16 protein-coding genes are annotated in these 20,018 nt (G+C 41.7%); all 16 read right to left on the bottom strand.

Going from position 1 to position 20,018, the window contains the following annotated elements; translation table 11 throughout:
• Positions 1–36: 36 nt before the first annotated feature.
• Positions 37–3,747, bottom strand: coding sequence for a UvrD-helicase domain-containing protein (locus DW793_RS03370; protein ID WP_118157069.1), 3,711 nt, complete (start codon positions 3,745–3,747; stop codon positions 37–39).
• Positions 3,748–7,104, bottom strand: a complete 3,357-nt coding sequence (locus DW793_RS03365; RefSeq protein ID WP_118157068.1) for a PD-(D/E)XK nuclease family protein — start codon at positions 7,102–7,104, stop codon at positions 3,748–3,750.
• Between the two features lie 95 nt (positions 7,105–7,199).
• Positions 7,200–7,436 carry a hypothetical protein gene (locus DW793_RS03360; RefSeq protein WP_118157067.1) on the bottom strand — a complete coding sequence of 79 codons (237 nt, stop codon included), beginning with the start codon at positions 7,434–7,436 and terminating at the stop codon, positions 7,200–7,202.
• A gap of 60 nt (positions 7,437–7,496) precedes the next feature.
• Positions 7,497–9,863, bottom strand: a complete 2,367-nt coding sequence (locus tag DW793_RS03355; RefSeq protein ID WP_118157066.1) for a homocysteine S-methyltransferase family protein — start codon at positions 9,861–9,863, stop codon at positions 7,497–7,499.
• Positions 9,853–10,524 carry a vitamin B12 dependent-methionine synthase activation domain-containing protein gene (locus DW793_RS03350; protein ID WP_046439282.1) on the bottom strand — a complete coding sequence of 224 codons (672 nt, stop codon included), beginning with the start codon at positions 10,522–10,524 and terminating at the stop codon, positions 9,853–9,855. Before DW793_RS03350 ends, DW793_RS03355 begins: the two co-directional genes overlap by 11 nt.
• 108 nt (positions 10,525–10,632) lie before the next feature.
• Positions 10,633–12,303 (bottom strand): DNA repair protein RecN, encoded by a 1,671-nt coding sequence (recN, locus tag DW793_RS03345; protein ID WP_117897271.1) that lies wholly within the window; start codon positions 12,301–12,303, stop codon positions 10,633–10,635.
• Positions 12,304–12,324: 21 nt separating this feature from the next.
• Complete coding sequence (argR, locus tag DW793_RS03340; RefSeq protein WP_118157065.1) at positions 12,325–12,783, bottom strand: arginine repressor; 459 nt, start codon at positions 12,781–12,783, stop codon at positions 12,325–12,327.
• Entirely contained in the window at positions 12,780–13,655 is an 876-nt protein-coding gene (locus DW793_RS03335) for an NAD(+)/NADH kinase (RefSeq protein WP_118157064.1), read from the bottom strand. Before DW793_RS03335 ends, argR begins: the two co-directional genes overlap by 4 nt.
• Before the next feature lie 19 nt (positions 13,656–13,674).
• Positions 13,675–14,481: a TlyA family RNA methyltransferase gene (locus DW793_RS03330; protein ID WP_117857300.1), complete on the bottom strand. Its 807-nt coding sequence runs from the start codon at positions 14,479–14,481 to the stop codon at positions 13,675–13,677.
• Positions 14,482–14,565: 84 nt separating this feature from the next.
• A complete protein-coding gene (locus tag DW793_RS15065; protein WP_252969635.1) occupies positions 14,566–15,180 on the bottom strand; it encodes a transketolase C-terminal domain-containing protein in 615 nt (204 codons plus the stop codon).
• Positions 15,177–16,328, bottom strand: a complete 1,152-nt coding sequence (locus DW793_RS15060) for a 1-deoxy-D-xylulose-5-phosphate synthase N-terminal domain-containing protein (protein WP_252969634.1) — start codon at positions 16,326–16,328, stop codon at positions 15,177–15,179. Before DW793_RS15060 ends, DW793_RS15065 begins: the two co-directional genes overlap by 4 nt.
• A gap of 25 nt (positions 16,329–16,353) precedes the next feature.
• A complete protein-coding gene (locus DW793_RS03320) occupies positions 16,354–17,247 on the bottom strand; it encodes a polyprenyl synthetase family protein (protein WP_118157063.1) in 894 nt (297 codons plus the stop codon).
• Positions 17,240–17,428 carry an exodeoxyribonuclease VII small subunit gene (xseB, locus tag DW793_RS03315; protein WP_117857305.1) on the bottom strand — a complete coding sequence of 63 codons (189 nt, stop codon included), beginning with the start codon at positions 17,426–17,428 and terminating at the stop codon, positions 17,240–17,242. Before xseB ends, DW793_RS03320 begins: the two co-directional genes overlap by 8 nt.
• Before the next feature lie 13 nt (positions 17,429–17,441).
• On the bottom strand, positions 17,442–18,635 hold the full coding sequence (gene xseA / locus DW793_RS03310; RefSeq protein WP_118157062.1) for an exodeoxyribonuclease VII large subunit: 1,194 nt from the start codon (positions 18,633–18,635) through the stop codon (positions 17,442–17,444).
• Positions 18,632–19,573: a peptidase M22 gene (locus DW793_RS03305; RefSeq protein ID WP_118157061.1), complete on the bottom strand. Its 942-nt coding sequence runs from the start codon at positions 19,571–19,573 to the stop codon at positions 18,632–18,634. Before DW793_RS03305 ends, xseA begins: the two co-directional genes overlap by 4 nt.
• A complete protein-coding gene (gene nusB / locus DW793_RS03300; protein WP_242843630.1) occupies positions 19,570–19,983 on the bottom strand; it encodes a transcription antitermination factor NusB in 414 nt (137 codons plus the stop codon). The genes DW793_RS03305 and nusB overlap by 4 nt, the downstream gene beginning before the upstream one ends.
• Between the last annotated feature and the right edge of the window lie 35 nt (positions 19,984–20,018).

The following is a 20,018-nucleotide window of genomic DNA, read 5'->3' as shown; positions in this document are numbered from 1 at the left end:
TATTTTCAAAGTTCTCTACACGTTATTATATCACATTCAGAGCTTGATTTCAACCCCTTTTCGCAGCCAAAATGAATAAATATAACAGCTTTTTATCTTTTCGCCAAGTATCATCTCAAACGCCGCTTTATACAGTGCAAGCTGTGTTTTATAGCCCATGAGCTGTGACATATCCTTGAATCTGTCGGTTTTATAATCAACGATAACATATCCGTCAGGCTCGTGGAAGATACAATCGGCGATACCTTGAAGCATACTGTTGCTTCCATTATATTCAGTGAGATTTTCACTTAAGTCAAGGTCGCTCATTGAAACAAGGAACTTCTTTTCACGCATTACCTTATCAGAATTTTTCACACGCTCATAAAAGTCAGATTTAAAGAATGCTTCAAGTGCTTCAACATAAACTCCGTCAGCTTCTTTCTGGCTGAAGTACCCCTGATTCACAAGACGTTCAAGCTCTATTTTTACGCTTTCACGTGCCTTATCATAGTCCGATAACTCCATAAATTTGTGGGTAAAAGTTCCCTTTTCCGCTGCTGATAGTTTATCAAACTCATCATCAAGCCGTGGAAGACTAGGATAAAACTCAGGTTCGGTTTTCTCTGTCTGCTTCTCTTTTTCAGCCGCAGTTATCTCCGTAACAGTAAGCTTTGCTGGTGTTGATACACCTGACCAGTCATACTCAAATGAAAATTTGTCAAGAAGCTTTTTTAACATTGCTCTATCCGCTTCTATTACACTAGCGGTGGTATCTTCTTCCTGTATCTGCTCTGTATTTCCAATGCCGTATTCATTATATATTATCTCAGGCTCAGGATATCCGTCACCGTTGACAGCTATGTTATCAGTGCCAAGCCAAGATGTGAGTTGATCACCCGTGGAGTGAAGTGCGAGCGCCATTGTTATCCAGTCCAGCATCGTTTCAGCGTCCGCCACAACATTTTCAAGAGAATCTCCCTGCCTTGAGTATATGTTCCTAAGCCTGTCAACTATTCCTGCTTTTCTTTCGATAACTTTATCATATGTGGTATTGTTGTAAATAATCGGTGCATAGCTTACAAAAAGTCTTTCTTTTGCTCTTGTACATCCAACATAAAGCAGGCGGAGTTTTTCACTTTTTTCCTCTGCTTTTGATTCCTTTGAAAGCTTATCATAGTAAAGTGAAGTTTTTCTCATAAGTTTACTGTTATCCATAAAACTGAAAGCAAAGCCCAGCTTGTTATGTGAACAGTAACCTTTGTCTTTCTTTATAAGCGGTATGTCAAGCTGACATAAAAATACAAATGGATATTCAAGACCTTTTGAAGCATGGTAGGTCTTTATGTAAACGGAATCTGAGCCCTCTGTTACTGTCATTGCCTGCTTAAAGGCTTTTTCATTTGAGGACACAGAGTCGATATATCTTAGAAAACCAGTTACGCCCTCCTGACTATTTTGCTCATAGGATGAAGCATATTCAAGAAGCAGACGAAGGTTTGCTCGCTTTTTATCAGAATCAAGATACAGCGAAACGATCCCCATAAGGTCGGTCATGTCGTATATTTTTCTTATGAGCCGTTCAAGACCCATGCTCATTGAAAGATAACGCAGGGAATTAATAAGCTTATTAAGCTCTATGCACTTATCCTGTAATGTTTTATTATTAAAGCTTATATGAGTAGCTTCCTTTTCGTGGCTGTCCTCAGCAGAAGCTGACGCCGCTACCACCTGATAGATATGGTCTTTCAGTTTGCTGTTAGGCTTCTTTGACTTTTCTGTTACTGCCGCCATTTCATCAGGTGTAAATCCCATGATAGGCGACATCATGATAGCTGTCATTGCAATATCGTTCATAGGATTGTCAATTACCCTGAGCATATTCAGCACAAGTGTTATCTCTCTTGACTTTATGTATCCGTTTGTATCCTCAGAATATGCTTTCAGACCTACTTCTTCAAGGGCTTTTGCCATAAGGGTAATTTCATCATTCTTTTGAACAAGTATACAAAAATCTCCTGCACGGCATGGTCTTATAGAACCATGATCTTTGACTTCATCACCGTTTTCAAGCATGTGCTTTATCTTTTGCGCTATCACTTTGTTCTCCACAGAATAGCCATTTGTCTTTTTGTAGTCCTTATCAAAAGGTATGAGCATTATTTCTGTAGGCTTGTTATTTTCATCATAAAGTTCACCGTATCGAAGTTCTTCATTTCTATCATAATCCACCTGACCTGTGTGCTGTGTCATAAGATAGTGGAACAGAAAATTTACAAAATCGACCACAGACTCACGACTTCTGAAATTCTTGCTTAGCAAGATAGCCTCGAGCTGTTCGCTGTTTTCAGGTGCGGAAGCGTCATTTCTCGTTTTGCTGAAAAGTTCAGGATTTGAGAGTCTGAAACGATATATGGCCTGCTTTATATCGCCAACCACAAAAACATTTTTGCCCATGATATCCAAGTTATCAGAATCAGAAAGCGAGCGGAAAACAAGCTCCTGAAGATTATTCACGTCCTGAAACTCGTCTATGAAAATAAGCTCATATAGCTTGTTTCTGCGAATTTCCTCGCAAAGCTCCGTGCGAACAGGTCCATTCTCGGTATCTTTTACAAGCAATTCTCTCGCCATTATCTCAACGTCAGAAAAAGTAACGCCATTTCGTTCAAGCTTCATTTCTTGTGAGATCTTGTCTATTTCTTCGCATACCCTGCACAGAACAGTAAATATTCTGTCAGATTCAAGCATATTTTCCTTCATGATTAGTTTGGTATTATTGAACATATCGGTAATTTTAGCTACGATATCTTTATATTTGTTTCTGTATGATGCACAGAAGGCATAATTGTCCTTGAACCTAATGCGAATATCATCGTCAAGTGATGCATTGAAAGCCTTGTTCGTGGGAAATCTTTTTATGGTGCTGAATTTCCAATCTGACTTAGCAATAGTATCTATATCACCGCTTTCAAGAAGCTTTCTTAACCTATGAAGAAGTTCTCTGTCACTGTCGGCAGTTTCATTCATTTTGATATGTTTTATAAAAGGTATGCCCTCTATCTCTTTACGGCAGGCATATTCTTCAAAAACTTCATACATTGAAAATGCTTCTTTCAGCTTTGTTTGAGCTACACATATATTATCTTTTATAAAGCTGTCAAAAATCTTATCATCAGTAAAGTTTTTATGTACCTCCGCTATCCAACGCTCAGGAAACGGCAGCGAACGCATGAATTTATAAAGATTGTCGGTGATTTCATTGAGAGTTTTATCCGCAAAAGCGTTTTTCAGCAGTTTGTAGCTTTCATAATCTTCTTCACAAAGCTTTTCATAAGCCTGCGTGATAGCTTCCTGCAAAATAAGATTTTGCACACTGTCATCAAGTATATCAAGACCTCCCTGAAAATCAAATTCGTGTAGATTACTTTTCACAAGGTCAAGACAGAAAGAATTTATTGTAGATATCCTCGCAAGCTGGATAAGATTTTGCTGACTAAGCAGCCACTTATTTTCAGGGTCACGGCGAAGCTGTTCGTCAAAAGCACGGCTGAGTTTTTCTTTCATGCTTGAAGCGGCTTCTTTTGTGAATGTTACTGCAAGAAGTCTGTCGGCAGGTATTTTATTTTTTTCATCAGAAAGGAGTTGTATCATTCGTTCTATAAGCACTGTGGTTTTGCCGCTTCCTGCCGCCGCTGAAACTATAATTCCCTTGCCACGGTCACTAATGGCTCTTTCCTGCTCTTTGGTCCATTTTGTATCAGCCAATTATTTTTTCTCCTTTCTGTCAGTTAGTTCTTCCATAAGTTTTTCTTCATAAACGCTGTCTTTCACGTCTGTAATGTCCTCTTGGTTTACCCTGCCGCAGATATCGTGAAAATCACAGTGCTTGCAGGCTTCCGCCACAGGTCTTGCCTGAATGTTTCCCTGACAAAGCTGTTCACCAAACTGCGCCACTTTGCCTATAGCAAATTCTCTGAGCTTTGTAAAAAAGCCGTCTGGAACAGTGCCTGAAATGCCGTTGATTTTAGAATATTTAAAAGGCGCATAGGCATAATTTTCTTCTGAGCTGAAAGCTTCAGTGACGGCCTTTATATCAACGACTTTTCCTATAGGCTTGAAAGCGTTTAGCCGTGATCTGCTCTCGGCTTCTTCTACGTCAGCGTCGGCTGTCTGCTCGTATGTTTTAGGCTTGTTTCCTAGCGTATAGTATACGATACCAGCCTGCTTCAATCCACCGTCTATATTCACCGGATTTTTGGTTTCAAGTAAAGCGGTAAGATACACGAACATCTGCAAATTAAGGCCATTGTAGAGCATTGAATATTTAAGGTCAATAGAGCCTGTTTTATAATCGATTATCCTCACATATTTTTCACCGTTCTCGTCCTCGAAAACGTCAACTCTGTCGATAATTCCCGTAAGGATTATCTTATCTCTGCCGTTTACGTCTATGATAAGTCTGTCTTCTCCTTCGGACTTGTCTATTTTGTATTCCAAAAGCGCAGGTCTGAATTTTGAGTGAAGAAGCTCATTCTGCATAAAACGAATGATATGCAGGATATTGCTTTCCATACGCCCCTGTAAAAATACAAATGACGGAGATTTTCCGAACATTCCACCAAGGCTTTCCTTTATATATTCGGTAACGTTTTTGTGGATATACTCTTTTATCTCATCATCTGAGAGAGTAAGGAAAGCCTTGTCAAAGCCTGTGCCGTCATCATCTTTACGCATTATCTTTTCAAGAAGCTGATGAATGATAAGTCCCCTGTTAAGCCCGTCGATATCTGCCTTTCTGACAGTTTTAAGACCAAGACCATACTTGCAGAAATAATTGAACGGGCATTTATAATATGTATCAAGCTGAGTAGGCGAGACCTTTGCAGGCTGTTCTGACATAAAAAGCTTTTCTGCGGTCTTTTCTTCAAGCTTATAGTCACCGTTTTCATGAAGATTCTTTGTTCGCATAAGTTTCTCGGCATATTCCTGCGATAACCCCAACACAGACCTAATCGCAGAAATTGTAGCGTTTTTATCACGGGAATGTTCCATATATTTATAGTAAGCTGTCCTGAAAGAAGTGCAGTAAAAATCAAGCCCCATGTCCTGAGCTTTGGTATTGATTTTGCCGAACATTCCGTTAAGCTCGGAAACAAGCGCAGAGGGGTGGTGAGCTTCTCCTACAAGGTCAGATTCTGAATAAAGCACATAGAGCTTTTCGTCTGCAAGGGTAAAAGCGTTGTAGCACACAAGCTTCTCTGTCTGAAAAGATTTTCTTGCGCTGTGTGAGATATGAATATCGCTTCCCTCTAATATCATTTTTTCATTTTCTGTAATAAGTCCACCAGAGCTTAAAGACGCAGGAAATATGCCGTCGTTCACCTCAACAAGAAAGACAGCCTTTACGCCCTCAAGCCTTGAATGGCTCGGGTCGCATATCCTTACGCAGTCTAGTTTCTGCGGAGGACGTGAAACACTCATTTGCGAAAGCATGAGCTTGAAAAGCTCATAAAACTGTCTGAGGGAGATAACTTCGTCATTCATGCAGTCATAGACGGATTTGATAGCCGAAAGAACAGAGTTCCAAAGTTGTTTCAATCCTCTTGCCATTTCAAGCTGAGTTTCGTTATCCGAAGTTCCTGCCTTTTTTACTACAGAAAAGGTCTGCTGAGAAAGCTCAATGCTGCCAAGAAGATCATAAAGCCCACGGCACAGTTCCCCTGCTGTAATGTCTTTAACAAGTTTGCTTTTAAATGCTTCAAAAGGCTCGATTATCTTTCGTCTTGAGCAGTTTATTTTTTCAAGCTGTTTTTCGCTGAGATCACCTGCAACAGTAAAATCACTGAGCCACATATCACCATCAACGCTCCAGCGTATGCAATAGTCTTCCAGATTTGATATCTCGATATTCAGCATTGGAAAAAGCGGCGATTTTATGTATTTCAAAATATTGTCCGTGGAATACTTTCTTGAAAGCAAGCACTTGAAAAGCGAGTTCATATACCTCACCAGAGATGATGAAGAAACACTGTCACTGCAGTCTGAAAAATATGGTATCTCATATCTGTCAAACGTACCCTCAAAAACGGAAGCACAATCTTTAAGGTTTCTTGCAAGCAAAGCTATGTCACTGAATTTATAGCCTTTTTCTCTAACAAGCTCCCATATCTTTCCGCTGACAAATTCACTTTCTTCGTAAATATCCGTTGCTGATATAACAGAGACATTTTCGCACTTTCCGACGTATGGCTTTTTGCAGGTGTTGTAAATCTCTTTGCTAACATATTCAAGTTCAGGGACTCTAAATGAGCTGTTACGACACTCTACCGTGTTGACCTTGTAATTATGATCAGCGGAAATATCTGTTATCTGCTGCAACGTTTTAAGAGTATCAGCAAAAGGGTGATTTGCATATCTTCTAATGCTTTCATTGTCGATACATAGAGAGAACGTTATACTCTTGCACTGTGCGATACAAGCGTCAAGCATTTTAAGTTCATCAAAAGAGAAATCGTTGAAAGCGTCAACAAAAACTGTCATTCCACGGAAATATCCGTTTTCCTTCACCTGATCCACACTTCTTGCCATTGCAGACAGTGTATCCTGCATTCCTGCCTTTTCAAGCTCATCCATGTAAAAATCATAAAGCCTTGAGATATCAAAAAGTTTCATGGCAAGAGAGCCGCTCTGCTTCTCAGCAGCAAGAGCTAGATCCTGCGGTGTTATTCCGCTTTCACGAAACTGGCTCACAAGTTCGTTAAGTTCGGCTAAGAAACTGCCCTTTTCAAGACTCTTTTTATAAAAGCGGATATCCTTGGTCTGTTTAAGACGTCTGACTGCCTTATACATAAGGATAGTGCGGACGTTATCATCAGCATTTTCTTTTACCCTACCGCCATAAAGCTTCTCTGTGAACTCAGCGATACGGTTAAAGCCTGCAGTCTGTATGACGTTGAAATCTGCCGCACCAAGGTGTTCATACAGTTTTTTATCATATTCAAAAGAAAACTGATCTGGTATTATGACCATGACCTGCTCGCCGTTTTTTACAGCAGACTTGATCTTATCTATGAAAACTTTGTCACGTCCACTGTGAGAGCCACCGCTTATAACTGTTACCATTGAATGAGCCTCCGTTATGATTTATATTTATATAATAACACGGCAAGGCTCAAAAGTCAATCGTACCTTTGATACAAGTACAAATAAATGTACACTTAGCTAAAAAAACTTTTAATTATCTCGGCTATTTTAAAAGTAAACTTTATATCTTCCCTATTGCCGTCTATGACAGTTATACCGCTGCCATTTTTATCGTTTTTTTCATCTGACATAACATTGCTCAAAACGAATGCTGCCCCAAGGTTTGATGAGGAAAAAGCAGCGGCTTTGATGCCTGCAGAGCTTACTGTAACGACAAATGAAATGATGATAGCTGTAACAAACTTTTTCATTAAAAATGGCCTCCCATAAATATCTGTTGTTCAGATTATGGGAGGCCATAGTTATTTTATTCAGTTTCCGAAAAATTTTCTTGCGATATCTACCGACTCTTTTGCGTCTTTTGCATAATAGTCAGCGCCTATCTGCTCTGCATAATCGGCCGTTACAACCGCACCGCCTACTATTATCTTGCAGTCAACATTGTTTTCACGAAGAAGCTTAACTGTATTTTCCATGCTCACAAGAGTTGTTGTCATAAGCGCAGAAAGACCGATAAGATGTACGTCATTTTCTATTGCACAATCAACTACTGTCTGATAGTCAACGTCCTTGCCAAGGTCAATAACGTCATAACCATAGTTTTCAAGAAGTACCTTTACAATGTTCTTGCCGATATCGTGGATATCGCCCTTTACTGTTGCAAGGATTATCTTGCCCTTAGAAACGCTTTTTTCACCCGTTGACAGAATGTAATTTTTTATTACCTCAAAGCAAGCCTGTGCAGTGCCAGCTGTCTGGATAAGCTGCGGCAGGAAAAGCTTTCCCTTTTCAAATTCTGCACCGGCCTTATCAAGTGCTGGGATAAGCATATCGTTGACAATGTTCATGGCTTCTGTTTCCTGCAAAAGCTTTGCAGTAAGGTCAGCTGCTTCTTTCTTCAAACCATTTTCGATAGCATACGGCAAGTCTAACTCAGCTTTTGCGCCTGTTGCGGCAGGAGCAGTTTTTTTCTCGCCACCGTAGTGAGAAATAAAGTCAACAGAGTTTTTATCAATGTTTGTCAGAAGCTTGTAGGCACGAACAGTTGCCGTCATAGAATCAATATTAGGATTCATTATCGGCAGGTCAAGACCCTTTGTGAGCGCCATCATAAGAAAGTTGTGATTAACTATCTCTCTGCTAGGCAGACCAAAGCTGATATTCGATACACCGAGAACTGTTTTAAGTCCAAGCTCGTTCTTTACTCGTTCCACTGCATTTACTGTCTGCATAACATTTTCCTGCTCCGCAGAAGCGGTAAGAGTAAGACAATCTATATACACATCTTCTTTTCTAATACCGTATTCAAGCGCCTTGTCAAGTATCTTTTTAGCAAGCTCAAATCTCTTGTCAGCACTCTTTGGTATGCCGTTTTCATCAAGAGTAAGACCTACCACAGCCGCACCGTATTTCTTTACAAGAGGAAGAACATTTTCAATGGAGCTGTCCTCAGCGTTTACAGAATTGACGATAGGCTTGCCATTATAAGCCCTCAGAGCCGCTTCAAGCACCTCAGGTATAGTTGAATCCACCTGCAAAGGCACATCGACAACGCCCTGCAAAGCCTTTACAGCCTTGACCATCATACTCTTTTCGTCAATTCCCGGCAGACCAACATTTACATCAAGAATATCCGCACCTGCGTGTATCTGCTCGATAGCCTGACCAAGGATATAGTCAATATCGTTTGCAAGCAGTGCTTCTTTAAAACGCTTCTTGCCAGTAGGATTGATACGCTCACCGATTATTCTTGGCTGGTCAATAACTACAGTATGTGTCGGTGAACAGCAAGCGGCAGGGATATCATTATGCACGCTGACGTGCTTCTTGCCTTTGAGCATTTCAGCAAGCTTTTTGATATACTCAGGGTTAGTTCCGCAGCAACCTCCAAGCACCTTAACTCCCAATGGGATAAGCTTTTCTGCAAACTCCGCAAAATCATCAGGTGAACAGTTATATTCATTTGTAACAGGGTCAGGAAGTCCTGCATTAGGCTTTACTACAACAGGGAGATTTGACCACTTGCAAAGCTCCTCCACAACAGGATAAAGCTCCTTTGGTCCTAATGAGCAGTTCACACCGATTGCGTCAACGCCCAGACCCTCCAAAGTCAAAGCCATGGAGCTTATGGCAACGCCCGTAAATGTACGCATATTTTCCTCAAAAGTCATTGTGCAGACTATAGGAAGATCACTGTTTTCCTTTGCCGCAAGAACAGCCGCTTTAAGTTCATAGAGATCTGTCATTGTTTCAAAAACGATAAGATCTGCGTCAGCTCCTGCAAGTATCTGCTCCTTATAAATATCGTAAGCTTCTTCAAAAGTGAGCGTTCCTGTTGGCTCTAAAAGCTGTCCGATAGGTCCGATATCAAGAGCAACAAGGGTATCAGTACCCTCACAGGCTTTTCTAGCATTTTTTATAGCCGCAGGGATAGCCTGCTGAACAGTATATCCGCACTTTTCAAGCTTGTGTCTGTTTGCACCGAAAGTGTTGGCGTAAACAATGTCTGAGCCTGCGTTTATATACTGGCGGTGTATGTCCACCAGCCAATCAGGCTTGTCTATGTTAAGAGCTTCAGGAGTGCCACCCATTTCAAGTCCCTTTGCCTGAAGCATCGTACCCATTGCTCCGTCAAGTATGACAAATTCTTTTGTTTTAAGTAATGTTCTAAAATCCACAATGATCTCCTCTTTTTCTGAATTGACAGACTTCCCTCATATTACAGCAGGCACAACCACGTCTGCCCTTTGATATTTCATTTTCTGACAATCCGATTATCGCCGTAACAGACTTCCTCGGCGTCAGTATATTATTTTCAGTTGCATTAAGCCCGATAAATTTCTGCGCATTGAGTACGTCAAGAAAAACTCTCTGCACGCTGATAGGCAGATCGCCATAACCAGGAGAAAACCTCCATGTCTGATTATATCCGCTGAGCTTTTCTTTCACAGTGTTGTCAACTATATCGCATACCTGCTCCACAGCAGCACTTGCAAGGCAATCCGCTATCATAGCTTTAGCCATATCCTCTGCTTCATAAGCACGAAGCTTTCTATCAACGCCCGAAGAAATAGTCGCTGCAAAAAGCACGCATTTACTGCACCCCTCAAGGTGTCTGCATATATCGTTGCCGCCAAGAAACAACGGAGTACCGATGACCTCAACACCGTTCTCTTTATGAGCGACATCAAACACTCTGTACACAAATTTAGGCTCAATGACTTTCAAAAGCTCTTTTTCACATTCATCTATCAACAAAGCCGTGCGTTCGTCTGGCTTGTTATTGCCCATTCCCATATATCTCACAGCTTCTTTGACGTTTATATGTTCAAGTTTCAAATAATCACCTACCGATTGTTATTATACCACATTACTATGAATTTTACAACAATAAATAATAAATGTACGTTCACAAAAAAAGTCCCCGCAATCATCAGGGACTTTGTGTTACATATTGTCAGCGTCTTTAAGATACTGTTCAGCATTTTCAAGCATAAGCTCTGTGATATTTTCACCGCCCATTATCCTTGCTATCTCATACTTTCTCTGCTCATGATCGAGAGTTCTAACAGTTGTAACTGTCCTGTCACCCTGTATATTTTTCTCAATAAGCAAATGATTATCCGCCATAACAGCCATTTGGGCAAGGTGGGTCACGCAAAGAACTTGCCTAAGGCGAGATATCTGTTTCAGCTTTATACCTATCTTCTGAGCCGCTCTGCCGCTTACCCCTGTGTCTATCTCGTCAAATATCAGCGTGCCGATACTGTCCTTTTCTGCTATTACGTTTTTCAGTGCAAGCATTATTCTTGAAAGCTCACCGCCTGAAGCGATCTTCGCAATAGGCTTTGGCTCTTCGCCAAGGTTTGCAGAAATAAGAAACTCTATGCTATCCATGCCATTTATGGTGAGCTTGCCTGTTTTCTGCTGAACCACCAGCTTGACCTTTGGCATATTGAGAAATTCAAGCTCCTCTGTTACCTGAGAAACAAACCGCTCTCCTGCTTTTTTTCTATGGTCTGAAAGTGCTTTGGCTTTCTTTGATACCTCCGCAAGAAGTCTTTCCTTTTCTTTATTAAGCTCGTCTAAGCTCTGCTCTGCTCCGCTCAGTTCATCAAGCTCATTCTGTGAATTTTCAAGAGTAGTCAGTACATCATCAAGTTCAGGTCCATATTTCTTCATGATACGCCTGAGTTCATCAGAACGCTGATTAAGGTAATCATAACGTTTCGGGTCGATATCGAGGCTGTCAAGAAGTGAGCCTATCTCCTCGGAAATATCCTCCATTTCAATAGCCGCAGAACTAAGTCTATCGTATATAGGCGATATCTCAGTCATTATATCGGTATATTCCTCAACCGATTTTGAAGCTCTCTGCGTCATCTCCACTGCACCATCTGTGTCATCATCGCCCGAAAGAAGTTGTTTTGCCATATAAAGAGCCTCAGAGATTGCAACAGCATTTTTAGAGATGTTAAGCTCTGCTTCTATCTCTTTATCCTCGCCTTCATGAATGTTTAGCGCATTTATCTCCTCGACAATATCAGCAAGCTCAGCCATGCGAAACTCTTTTTTGCTTTGCTCAGTTTTTATCTTGTTTATCTTCTTTGCAATGCTTTGAAGCTCTCTGAAAGAGCTGTGATAATCTTCTATAAGAGCTTCCGATTCGGCATAGCTGTCAAGTATCTCTATATGACGTTCAGGAGCCATGAGTATCTGATTGTCGTGCTGTCCATGGATAGTTACAAGCGTTTCTCCGATAGCTTTAAGTACGGAAACGTTCACCGCTCTCGAGTTGACTCTTGCAACGCTTCCACCATCTGAACGTATCTCACGGGTAAGGAAAAGCTGTCCGTCTTCTGCACTTATGCCAAGTTCGTCTAGTACCTGCAAAACATTGTCGCCAATGTCAGTAAACAACGCTGAAATAACAGCCTTGTCCGTGCCTGTTCTCACAATATCCTTAGTGACACGCTGACCGAGGATAGCATTTATTCCATTTATAAGTATAGACTTACCTGCTCCCGTTTCGCCTGTGAAAACATTAAGCTTATCAGAAAAATCTATAGTTGCCTTTTCTATCACGGCAAGATTTTCAATATAAAGTTCACTTAACATTTTAGATCATTCCTCTGCTGTTTAAGAAATAATAGAGGATCTCAGTTCCTCTGCCATATGGGACGCATCCTTTTCTGTCCGCATAAGTATGAATATCGTGTCGTCACCTGCAAGCGTTCCCACAACATTGTCAAGCCCAAGCTTGTCAAGCTTTGCACACACTGCTTGTGCCATGCCCGTATGACATTTCACAACTACAGTGTTAAGCGCATGATCCACCGACACAACTGCATCTGAAATTATGCCAAAAATGCCGTTGCTTTGCTCTGCAATATCTTTTTTGAGTGCAGGCAGGCTGTATTTATAATTGCCGTCTGAACCAATGGTCTTTACAAGGGAAAGCTCCTTTATATCCCTTGAAACTGTTGCCTGAGTGACTTTCATACCATGCCTTTTAAGCGCTTCACGAAGTTCCTCCTGAGTGCCGATATTTTCGTCTTTGACAATCTGCATTATCAAATTCTGACGCTGATTTTTCATATGCCGTCCTCCGCTGATTCCTTCAACGGCTGCATAAGCTTTTTGTTTATTGACGAGAAGAAGCTGCCGCCGCTTATATCTATGATTTCAACAAAATACTTTGACTTTGATACTATCACAGTGTCCTCTGCCGAAAGTCTGAAAACATTATTACCGTCAACGCTGACGATTGCGTGAGAGCCACTGTTAGTGTGACACTTGACTTTCATAACGCTGTCCTCTGAAAGTATCATAGATCTTGCAAAAAGCGAGTGAGCACATATCTGTGTGAACTCTATACACTTCATTTCAGGTTCGATTATAGGTCCGCCTGCTGACATTGAATAGGCTGTTGAGCCTGTGGCTGTAGAAAGTATAACGCCGTCTGCACGAAGTGAAGAAATAAGTCTGCCGTTTTTTGACACCTCAAAATCGGCTATCTTACAATCGTCAGCTTTTGTTACTGCGACATCATTAAGCGCAGTATATGACTTATTTTCACTGCCACATTCGACATTTACATTTAACATCATTCGGCGGCTGAGGGTATATTCTCCAGAAAAAAGCTTGTCCAGCAATTCAAGCTGTGAATGTTCAAGAGAGGCCATAAAACCGAGTCTGCCACAGTTTATGCCAAGTATAGGCTTCTCAAACTCACAGCCCTTAAGAGAGCATTTAAGTATCGTTCCGTCACCACCGATTGCAATAATCATATCACACTGCTTTACACACTCGTCTTCGCTACAGAAAGTGATATCGAGCTTTCCGAAAACGTGCTTATAGCATGTATCCATAAAAAGTTTTGCACCATTTTTGCGCAGCCTTTCATATGTTGCGGTCGTATACTCAAAGCAATGAGTTTTATCAAGATTTGGATAAAGATAAATTTTCATAATATTACCACTCTTGCGTTTAGTCTTTGAAGCTATCAAAAGCTTCGTTCACAAATTCTTTTATATTGAGCTGACCAAGCTTGTCAGCCGTCATGTCAGCGTTTTTAAGTAGAATAAGATATTCAAGATTGCCGTCGCCGCCCTTAACAGGTGAAATTGTTATCTTTTCAGCCGCAAGCCCCTCTGCTCGAAAACAGCCAAGAAGCTCGGTTATCACTCTCACATGGTCTTTACGATCTTTGACGATACCCTTTTTATTGAGAGCCTGCTTGCCAGCCTCAAACTGAGGTTTTATAAGAAGAACCATTTCGCCGCCATCGCAAAGACAATCGCAAAGGGATTTTATAACAAGTTTTAGAGAAATAAACGAAAGGTCACCACTTATGAACTGCACAGGTCTGTCAAAAAAATCCGCTGTCAGATATCGTGCATTCACGCCCTCACAGTTTTTCACCCTACTGTCATTGCACAAACTTTCATCAAGCTGTCCGTGACCCACGTCCACCGCATAGACAAATTCTGCGCCATGTTCAAGCATACACTGAGTAAATCCCCCGGTTGAAGCACCGATATCTGCACAAACTTTACCTGTCAAGTCAAGTCCGAAAACATCGCAGGCGTGTTCAAGCTTAAGTCCGCCCCTGCCGACAAACTTCATATCGTCAGGCCTACATTTCACCCCGTCGTTCTCATCAACCAATATAGAAGGCTTGACGCAGACCTTGCCGTTTACCGACACAAATCCATTTTTTATAAGCTGCTTGGCACGTTCTCGGCTTTTCACACCGCAGTTAGTAACTATATACACATCAAGTCTTTCACTCATCTTTCAAAAAGCCCTCAACTGTATCAGCCATTTTCTCTGCTGAAAAACCAAGCTCGTCAAGTAGCACATCACATTTTCCGTGCTTCACGAAACCGTCAATGGCAAACTGTGCCACATTTGGCAGATAGAAGCATACTTCTCTGAAATACTTCCACAGTAATAAGCTTCCTCAAAGAACAGCACAGCATCGTAGGCTGACATTATATCAACCACCTCATTGTCTATAGGGAAAATATTCACGAGCTTAATAATATCGCACTTTATATCACGATTTCTGAGTATTTCTATAGCTGTAAAAAGATCATTTGCAAGCCTGCCGTATGTAACAAGCAGAACCTTTGCGCCCTCTATATGACGATAAACGTAAGTTGAAACAGGATCAGATGTATCATACAGCGATTGATCCCTGCCCCTTGGATATCTCACAGCACAAATGCCACTGTCGTCCTCAACAGCCTTATGCAGGCACAGCCTGAGTTCGTCATAATTAGACGGAGAGTATATCCTCATATTTGGCACAGAGGTAAGAAAAGAAACATCAAAAATTCCCTGATGTGTTTCACCATCATCACCGACTATACCTGCGCGGTCAACGCATATAACTGCATGACAGCCTCCTATAGCCATATCATGGATAAGTTGGTCGTATGACCTTTGCAAAAAAGATGAGTACACTGCAAAAACAGGTACATAGTTCATAGAAGCAAGCCCAGCACAGAAAGTAACTGCGTGTTCTTCGGCAATGCTACATCAAAGAAGCGTTCAGGAAAACGCTTCGCAAAATACTGAAGCCCCGTGCCGTATTTCATTGCCGCAGTGACTGCACAAAGGCGCTTATTCTTTTCGCCCATTTCACAAAGCTCTTTTCCCATTATAGAAGAAAAGCTGTCAGAGAGTACGACGTCGGGATTGCCCGTTTTTATCTCAAAGGAGCCGACCCCGTGAAACTCTCCTGGGTTAGCTTCTGCAGGAGCATAGCCCTTGCCTTTTATAGTATTCACATGAACAAAAACAGGCTTGTTTACTGCCTTTGCAGCCATAAGTCCCTGTTCAAGTTCTTCAAGATTGTGTCCGTCGATAGGTCCAATATAGTGAAAGCCAAGATCTTCAAACATGGTGCTGTGAAGTATCATGTTCTTGACCGCATTTTTGGAGTTACGAACGGCATTTTTCACAGGTTTACCTATAACAGGCGTCTTATCAAGCATTCTCTCTACTCTGCCCTTTGTGCGCTGATAGCTCTCTTTTGTACGCATGGAGGAAAGATATTTTGCCATTCCGCCAACATTTTTTGAGATAGACATTTCATTGTAGTTGAGGATAACGATGATATTTGTATCACTTTTGCCTGCATTGTTAAGTCCCTCGTAAAGCTCGCCACCTGTTGAAGCACCGTCACCGACTACAGCTATAGCATGGTGAGTTTTATCACCACTCAGCTTCATTGCTGTGGCGATCCCAAGCGCCGCAGAAACAGACGTAGAGCTGTGGCCACTTATAAAAGCATCATGCACTGACTCGTCAGGTCTGCAAAAACCCGAAATACCGTTTTCCTGTCTGAGAGTTTTAAACTCTTTGAGTCTACCCGTAAGTATTTTATGTGTATATGCCTGATGACCAACGTCCCAGACGATTTTATCTTTAGGTGATTCAAAAACTCTGTGGATAGCCATTGTAAGCTCCACAGTACCAAGATTTGACGCAAGATGACCGCCGTTTTTTGAAACCGTATCTATAAGAATTTTCCTTATATCACCGCAAAGCTCCTCACACTGTGCAGTGGAAAGCTTTTTCAGGTCGGCAGGCAAATTCATTTTATAAATATCAGGCTTTTTTATTTCCGACATTATATCTAGATCTCCAATCTTTTTATCAACTTCTTCTTGTAAGCATATCAGATGTAAGCTCTGTGAGGAAAATGCTATCCTCAAAATATTTAAGATGACCCAGTGCTTGAACTGTCAGTTGTTTTGCTATCTGTTCTGACTTATCAAGTCCAAGAAGGGATACATATGTGTTTTTATGCTGTTCGCTGTCACTGCCGATAGGCTTGCCAAGCTCCTCAAAAGTGCCTGTTACGTCAAGGATATCGTCAACTATCTGAAATGCTCTGCCCATTGCCTGAGCATAGTCTGCCGCAAAGGGGATAGCCTCAAGCTTATCTCCAAGTATAACGCCCATTACACAAGCGGCTTCAATAAGTGCGCCTGTTTTGCAGGTCTGCAAAATATTCAGTGTATCAACATCTATTTCTTTATTTTCATATTTAAGGTCTATCACCTGACCGCCTATCATGCCGTCAGTGCCTACTGCTCTTGCCAGAACAGAGATAAGCATAACAGCCTTGTCGGCAGATATAACGCCGTTCATGGCACTGTTGGCTATGACCTCAAAAGCAAGGGTATTCAGTGCGTCGCCTGCAAGTAGTGCGATATTTTCAGAAAAAGCTTTATGACATGAGGGCTTTCCACGTCTGTAATCATCATCGTCCATACAAGGCAGATCGTCGTGTATAAGAGAAAAAGTGTGTATAAGTTCAATAGAACAAGCTATCTCTGCATACTTTTCAGGCTGACGCTCACCGCACATACGGCAAAATTCAAGCATAAGCACAGGTCTGAGCCTTTTGCCCCCTGCCTGCAAAGAATACTCCATAGCCTCAACTACCTGACCCTGAAGCTCAGGCTTTGAGTGGGTAAGCTCCAGGAGTTTATTATCTATAAGCTCCACATAATAATCAAGTGTGGCTTTGTTCATATCATTCATCGCTATTATCTCCGTTCATAGCCTTTACGGAAAGCTTTGCACTTTCAAGGCTTTTTTTGCAGTCGACCGACAGATCTATCCCCTCTTTATAAAGTTCCAAAGCTTTCTCAAGAGGAAGCTTGTCATTTTCAAGCTGACCAACTATATCATTAAGTCTTGTAAGATTTTCTTCAAAAGTCATTTTAAACAGCCTTTCATTTGACAAATGTTATTTTAGCAGATACACTGCCGTCTGACAGCTTTATGTCTACCTCGTCGCCAACGTTCAGCATTGATACACTGTCGACAACGCTTTCGTCTTTCTGAACGATAGCATATCCCCTGCCCAGAATATTGAACGGACTAAGCATATTCAGAGAAGAAACATAGCCGTCAAGCTTAACTGACAGCTTTTCAAGCCTGCGTTCCATGATCTGTGACAGCCTTTTTTCAAGGTCGCACACTGCTTTTTCGCTCTGCTCTAATCTCTTTTCAGGAGAATATAATTTCAAAAGCTTATCACAGCTTTCTATCTGTGACCCAGCCTTATCAAGTTTAAGCTCCATAGCCTTGTCAAGCTTTTGCCTTAAAAGTCTCACAGCATTAAGTATATCCGCCTTGTCAGGGGTAGCAATCTCAGCCGCCGCTGACGGAGTTGGTGCACGCATATCTGCGGCATAGTCTGCAAGAGTGGTGTCGGTTTCGTGACCCACAGCCGATATCACAGGTGTATTGCAGGCGTAAACAGCCAGTGCCACCGCCTCGTCATTGAACACCATAAGATCTTCGCTAGAGCCACCGCCACGAGCTAAAATTATGGTATCTGCACCGCTTTTATCAGCCGCAGAAAGTGCTTTGCATATAGTTTGTGCTGCCACCGTACCCTGCACCTGTGCAGGATAAACTTCGATATTGCACACAGGATAACGCCTTTCAGCTATATGGATTATATCCTGCAAAGCCGCCGCAGTAAGCGACGTAACAACAGCTATCTTCTTTGGAACAAGGGGTATTTTCTTTTTTTTGTTCACATCAAATACGCCCATTTTTTCAAGCTTTTTCTTGGTCTGTTCGAGCTGAACGTGCATAACGCCCACACCAAGAGGTGCTATCTCTGTGGCAATTATCTGATAAACGCCGTCACGCTCATAGACCTCTATATTGCCCATAACAAGCACGCTCATGCCGTCCTCAGGCACGAATTTAAGCCTTGAAACACTGCTTGAAAACATAACAGCTTTAAGTGCAGAACTGCTGTCCTTTACTGTAAAATAGGCATGACCTGATTTGTAATGTATATTAAAATTGGATATCTCGCCCTTGACGGCAATGCCTTTCAGCTTAAGGTCAGACCGCAGTTTTGAAGCAAGATATCTGTTTAGCTGAGAAACAGTGATAACTGAACTCATATTTTGATCTTCCCTTTCCTGATCGCAGCATAGACCGCAACGCCCACTGCGTTATCGCTTGAAAACTCAGGCTCAGCAAAGCTGCCGTACTTCTCAAGTTTGCTTTTTATAAAGCGATTAGACATCACACCGCCTGCATATATAATAGGTATATCCTTATACTCATGGCGAAGATTAACTGTCATTTTCTCCACCGCAAGGCACACACAATCAATACAGTATGCCGCAACATCAGCCACGGAACAGCTCTCGTCTATAAGCTTCATGCACTGATTTTCTATTCCAGAAAGTGAACAATAAAGCCCGTCAACTGATGCTTTTGGCTTTATTTTATGTTTGCTTTCAGACGCAAGCCTTTCAAGCTCTTTACCACATGGAAAAGACAGCCCAAGCCTTACGCCTGTTCTGTCTATGGCTTGTCCGCCTTTAAGATCACGGCTTCCGCCGATCTGAGTTATATTTATCAGATTAGCCTTGTCAGGCTCGCACAAAAGAAGATCTGTAGTGCCACCACTGACGTGAAAAGCCGCAAAAGGCTTATCAGAACTGAGCATATCCAGCTTTTTGCAGGAATAAAGTGCCGCAAGTATATGTCCCACCTGATGCGAAGTCTTTTCAAGGTCAGCCCCACAGGCAAGTGACACAGCTTGTGCAACATTTTCTCCAACAAGGAAGCAAGGCATATACGACCCCTCTGCACACCTTGGTGCATAAGAATACCCAACTGCACTTAAGTCATACCTTCTATCAAAAAGCTGTTTCATAAGTTCTGGAAGCTGTTTCGTATGGTGAAACACGGCGTCGGATTGTCTTAGTCCTCGCTCTCCCTGCTTGACAGGAAGAAGTTTTTTGCATGACCTGACCCTCATATCCGCAGTATCAAGCAGTGCACATGAAGTGGTATAATTGCTTGTGTCTATTCCGAGTACAAAACTCACTGCTTTTCCTCTTGTTCCTTTGCAAATGAGCCAAGCACACCATTTACAAAGGAAACGTCAGGCTCGAGGGCATATTTTCCTGCAAGAGCCACAGCCTCGCTTATGGCAACGTTCACAGGAACGTTCTCCTCATATATTGCCTCGTAAATAGCAAGTCTGAGTATTGCAAGATTTATCTTAGGTATTCTTTCAACAGTTCTCTTGTTGCTGAACTTGCTGATTATGCTGTCGATCTCGTCCTGCTTTTCGCAAACATTTTCCACGAGCTTTTTAACTTCATCATTTACGATGATCTCATTCACTTCCATGGCAGACATGAAAATATCGTCAAGCTCCTCGTCCTGTCTAAACATTTTCTCAAATATCAGCAAAAATGCTGATTCTCTTATTTCACGCCTTTTAATTGGCACAAAAACACTTCCTTCATCTTATATTTGTCTGAATC

Origin of the sequence: Ruminococcus sp. AM31-15AC (genome assembly GCF_003462045.1) — a bacterium.
GTDB classification, from domain to species: domain Bacteria; phylum Bacillota; class Clostridia; order Oscillospirales; family Ruminococcaceae; genus Hominimerdicola; species Hominimerdicola aceti.
Note: the sequence above shows the minus strand (reverse complement) of the source record. Positions and strands in the feature narration are given on the sequence as shown.

Excerpts from the sequence above, each read along its gene's own strand:
- DW793_RS03365 (WP_118157068.1), bottom strand. The coding sequence starts at position 7,104 with ATGGTAACAGTTATAAGCGGTGGCTCTCACAGTGGACGTGACAAAGTT.
- DW793_RS03360 (WP_118157067.1), bottom strand. The coding sequence starts at position 7,436 with ATGAAAAAGTTTGTTACAGCTATCATCATTTCATTTGTCGTTACAGTA.
- recN (WP_117897271.1), bottom strand. The coding sequence starts at position 12,303 with ATGTTAAGTGAACTTTATATTGAAAATCTTGCCGTGATAGAAAAGGCA.
- argR (WP_118157065.1), bottom strand. The coding sequence starts at position 12,783 with ATGAAAAATCAGCGTCAGAATTTGATAATGCAGATTGTCAAAGACGAA.
- DW793_RS03335 (WP_118157064.1), bottom strand. The coding sequence starts at position 13,655 with ATGAAAATTTATCTTTATCCAAATCTTGATAAAACTCATTGCTTTGAG.
- DW793_RS03330 (WP_117857300.1), bottom strand. The coding sequence starts at position 14,481 with ATGAGTGAAAGACTTGATGTGTATATAGTTACTAACTGCGGTGTGAAA.
- DW793_RS15065 (WP_252969635.1), bottom strand. The coding sequence starts at position 15,180 with ATGAACTATGTACCTGTTTTTGCAGTGTACTCATCTTTTTTGCAAAGG.
- DW793_RS15060 (WP_252969634.1), bottom strand. The coding sequence starts at position 16,328 with ATGTCGGAAATAAAAAAGCCTGATATTTATAAAATGAATTTGCCTGCC.
- DW793_RS03320 (WP_118157063.1), bottom strand. The coding sequence starts at position 17,247 with ATGAATGATATGAACAAAGCCACACTTGATTATTATGTGGAGCTTATA.
- xseB (WP_117857305.1), bottom strand. The coding sequence starts at position 17,428 with ATGACTTTTGAAGAAAATCTTACAAGACTTAATGATATAGTTGGTCAG.
- xseA (WP_118157062.1), bottom strand. The coding sequence starts at position 18,635 with ATGAGTTCAGTTATCACTGTTTCTCAGCTAAACAGATATCTTGCTTCA.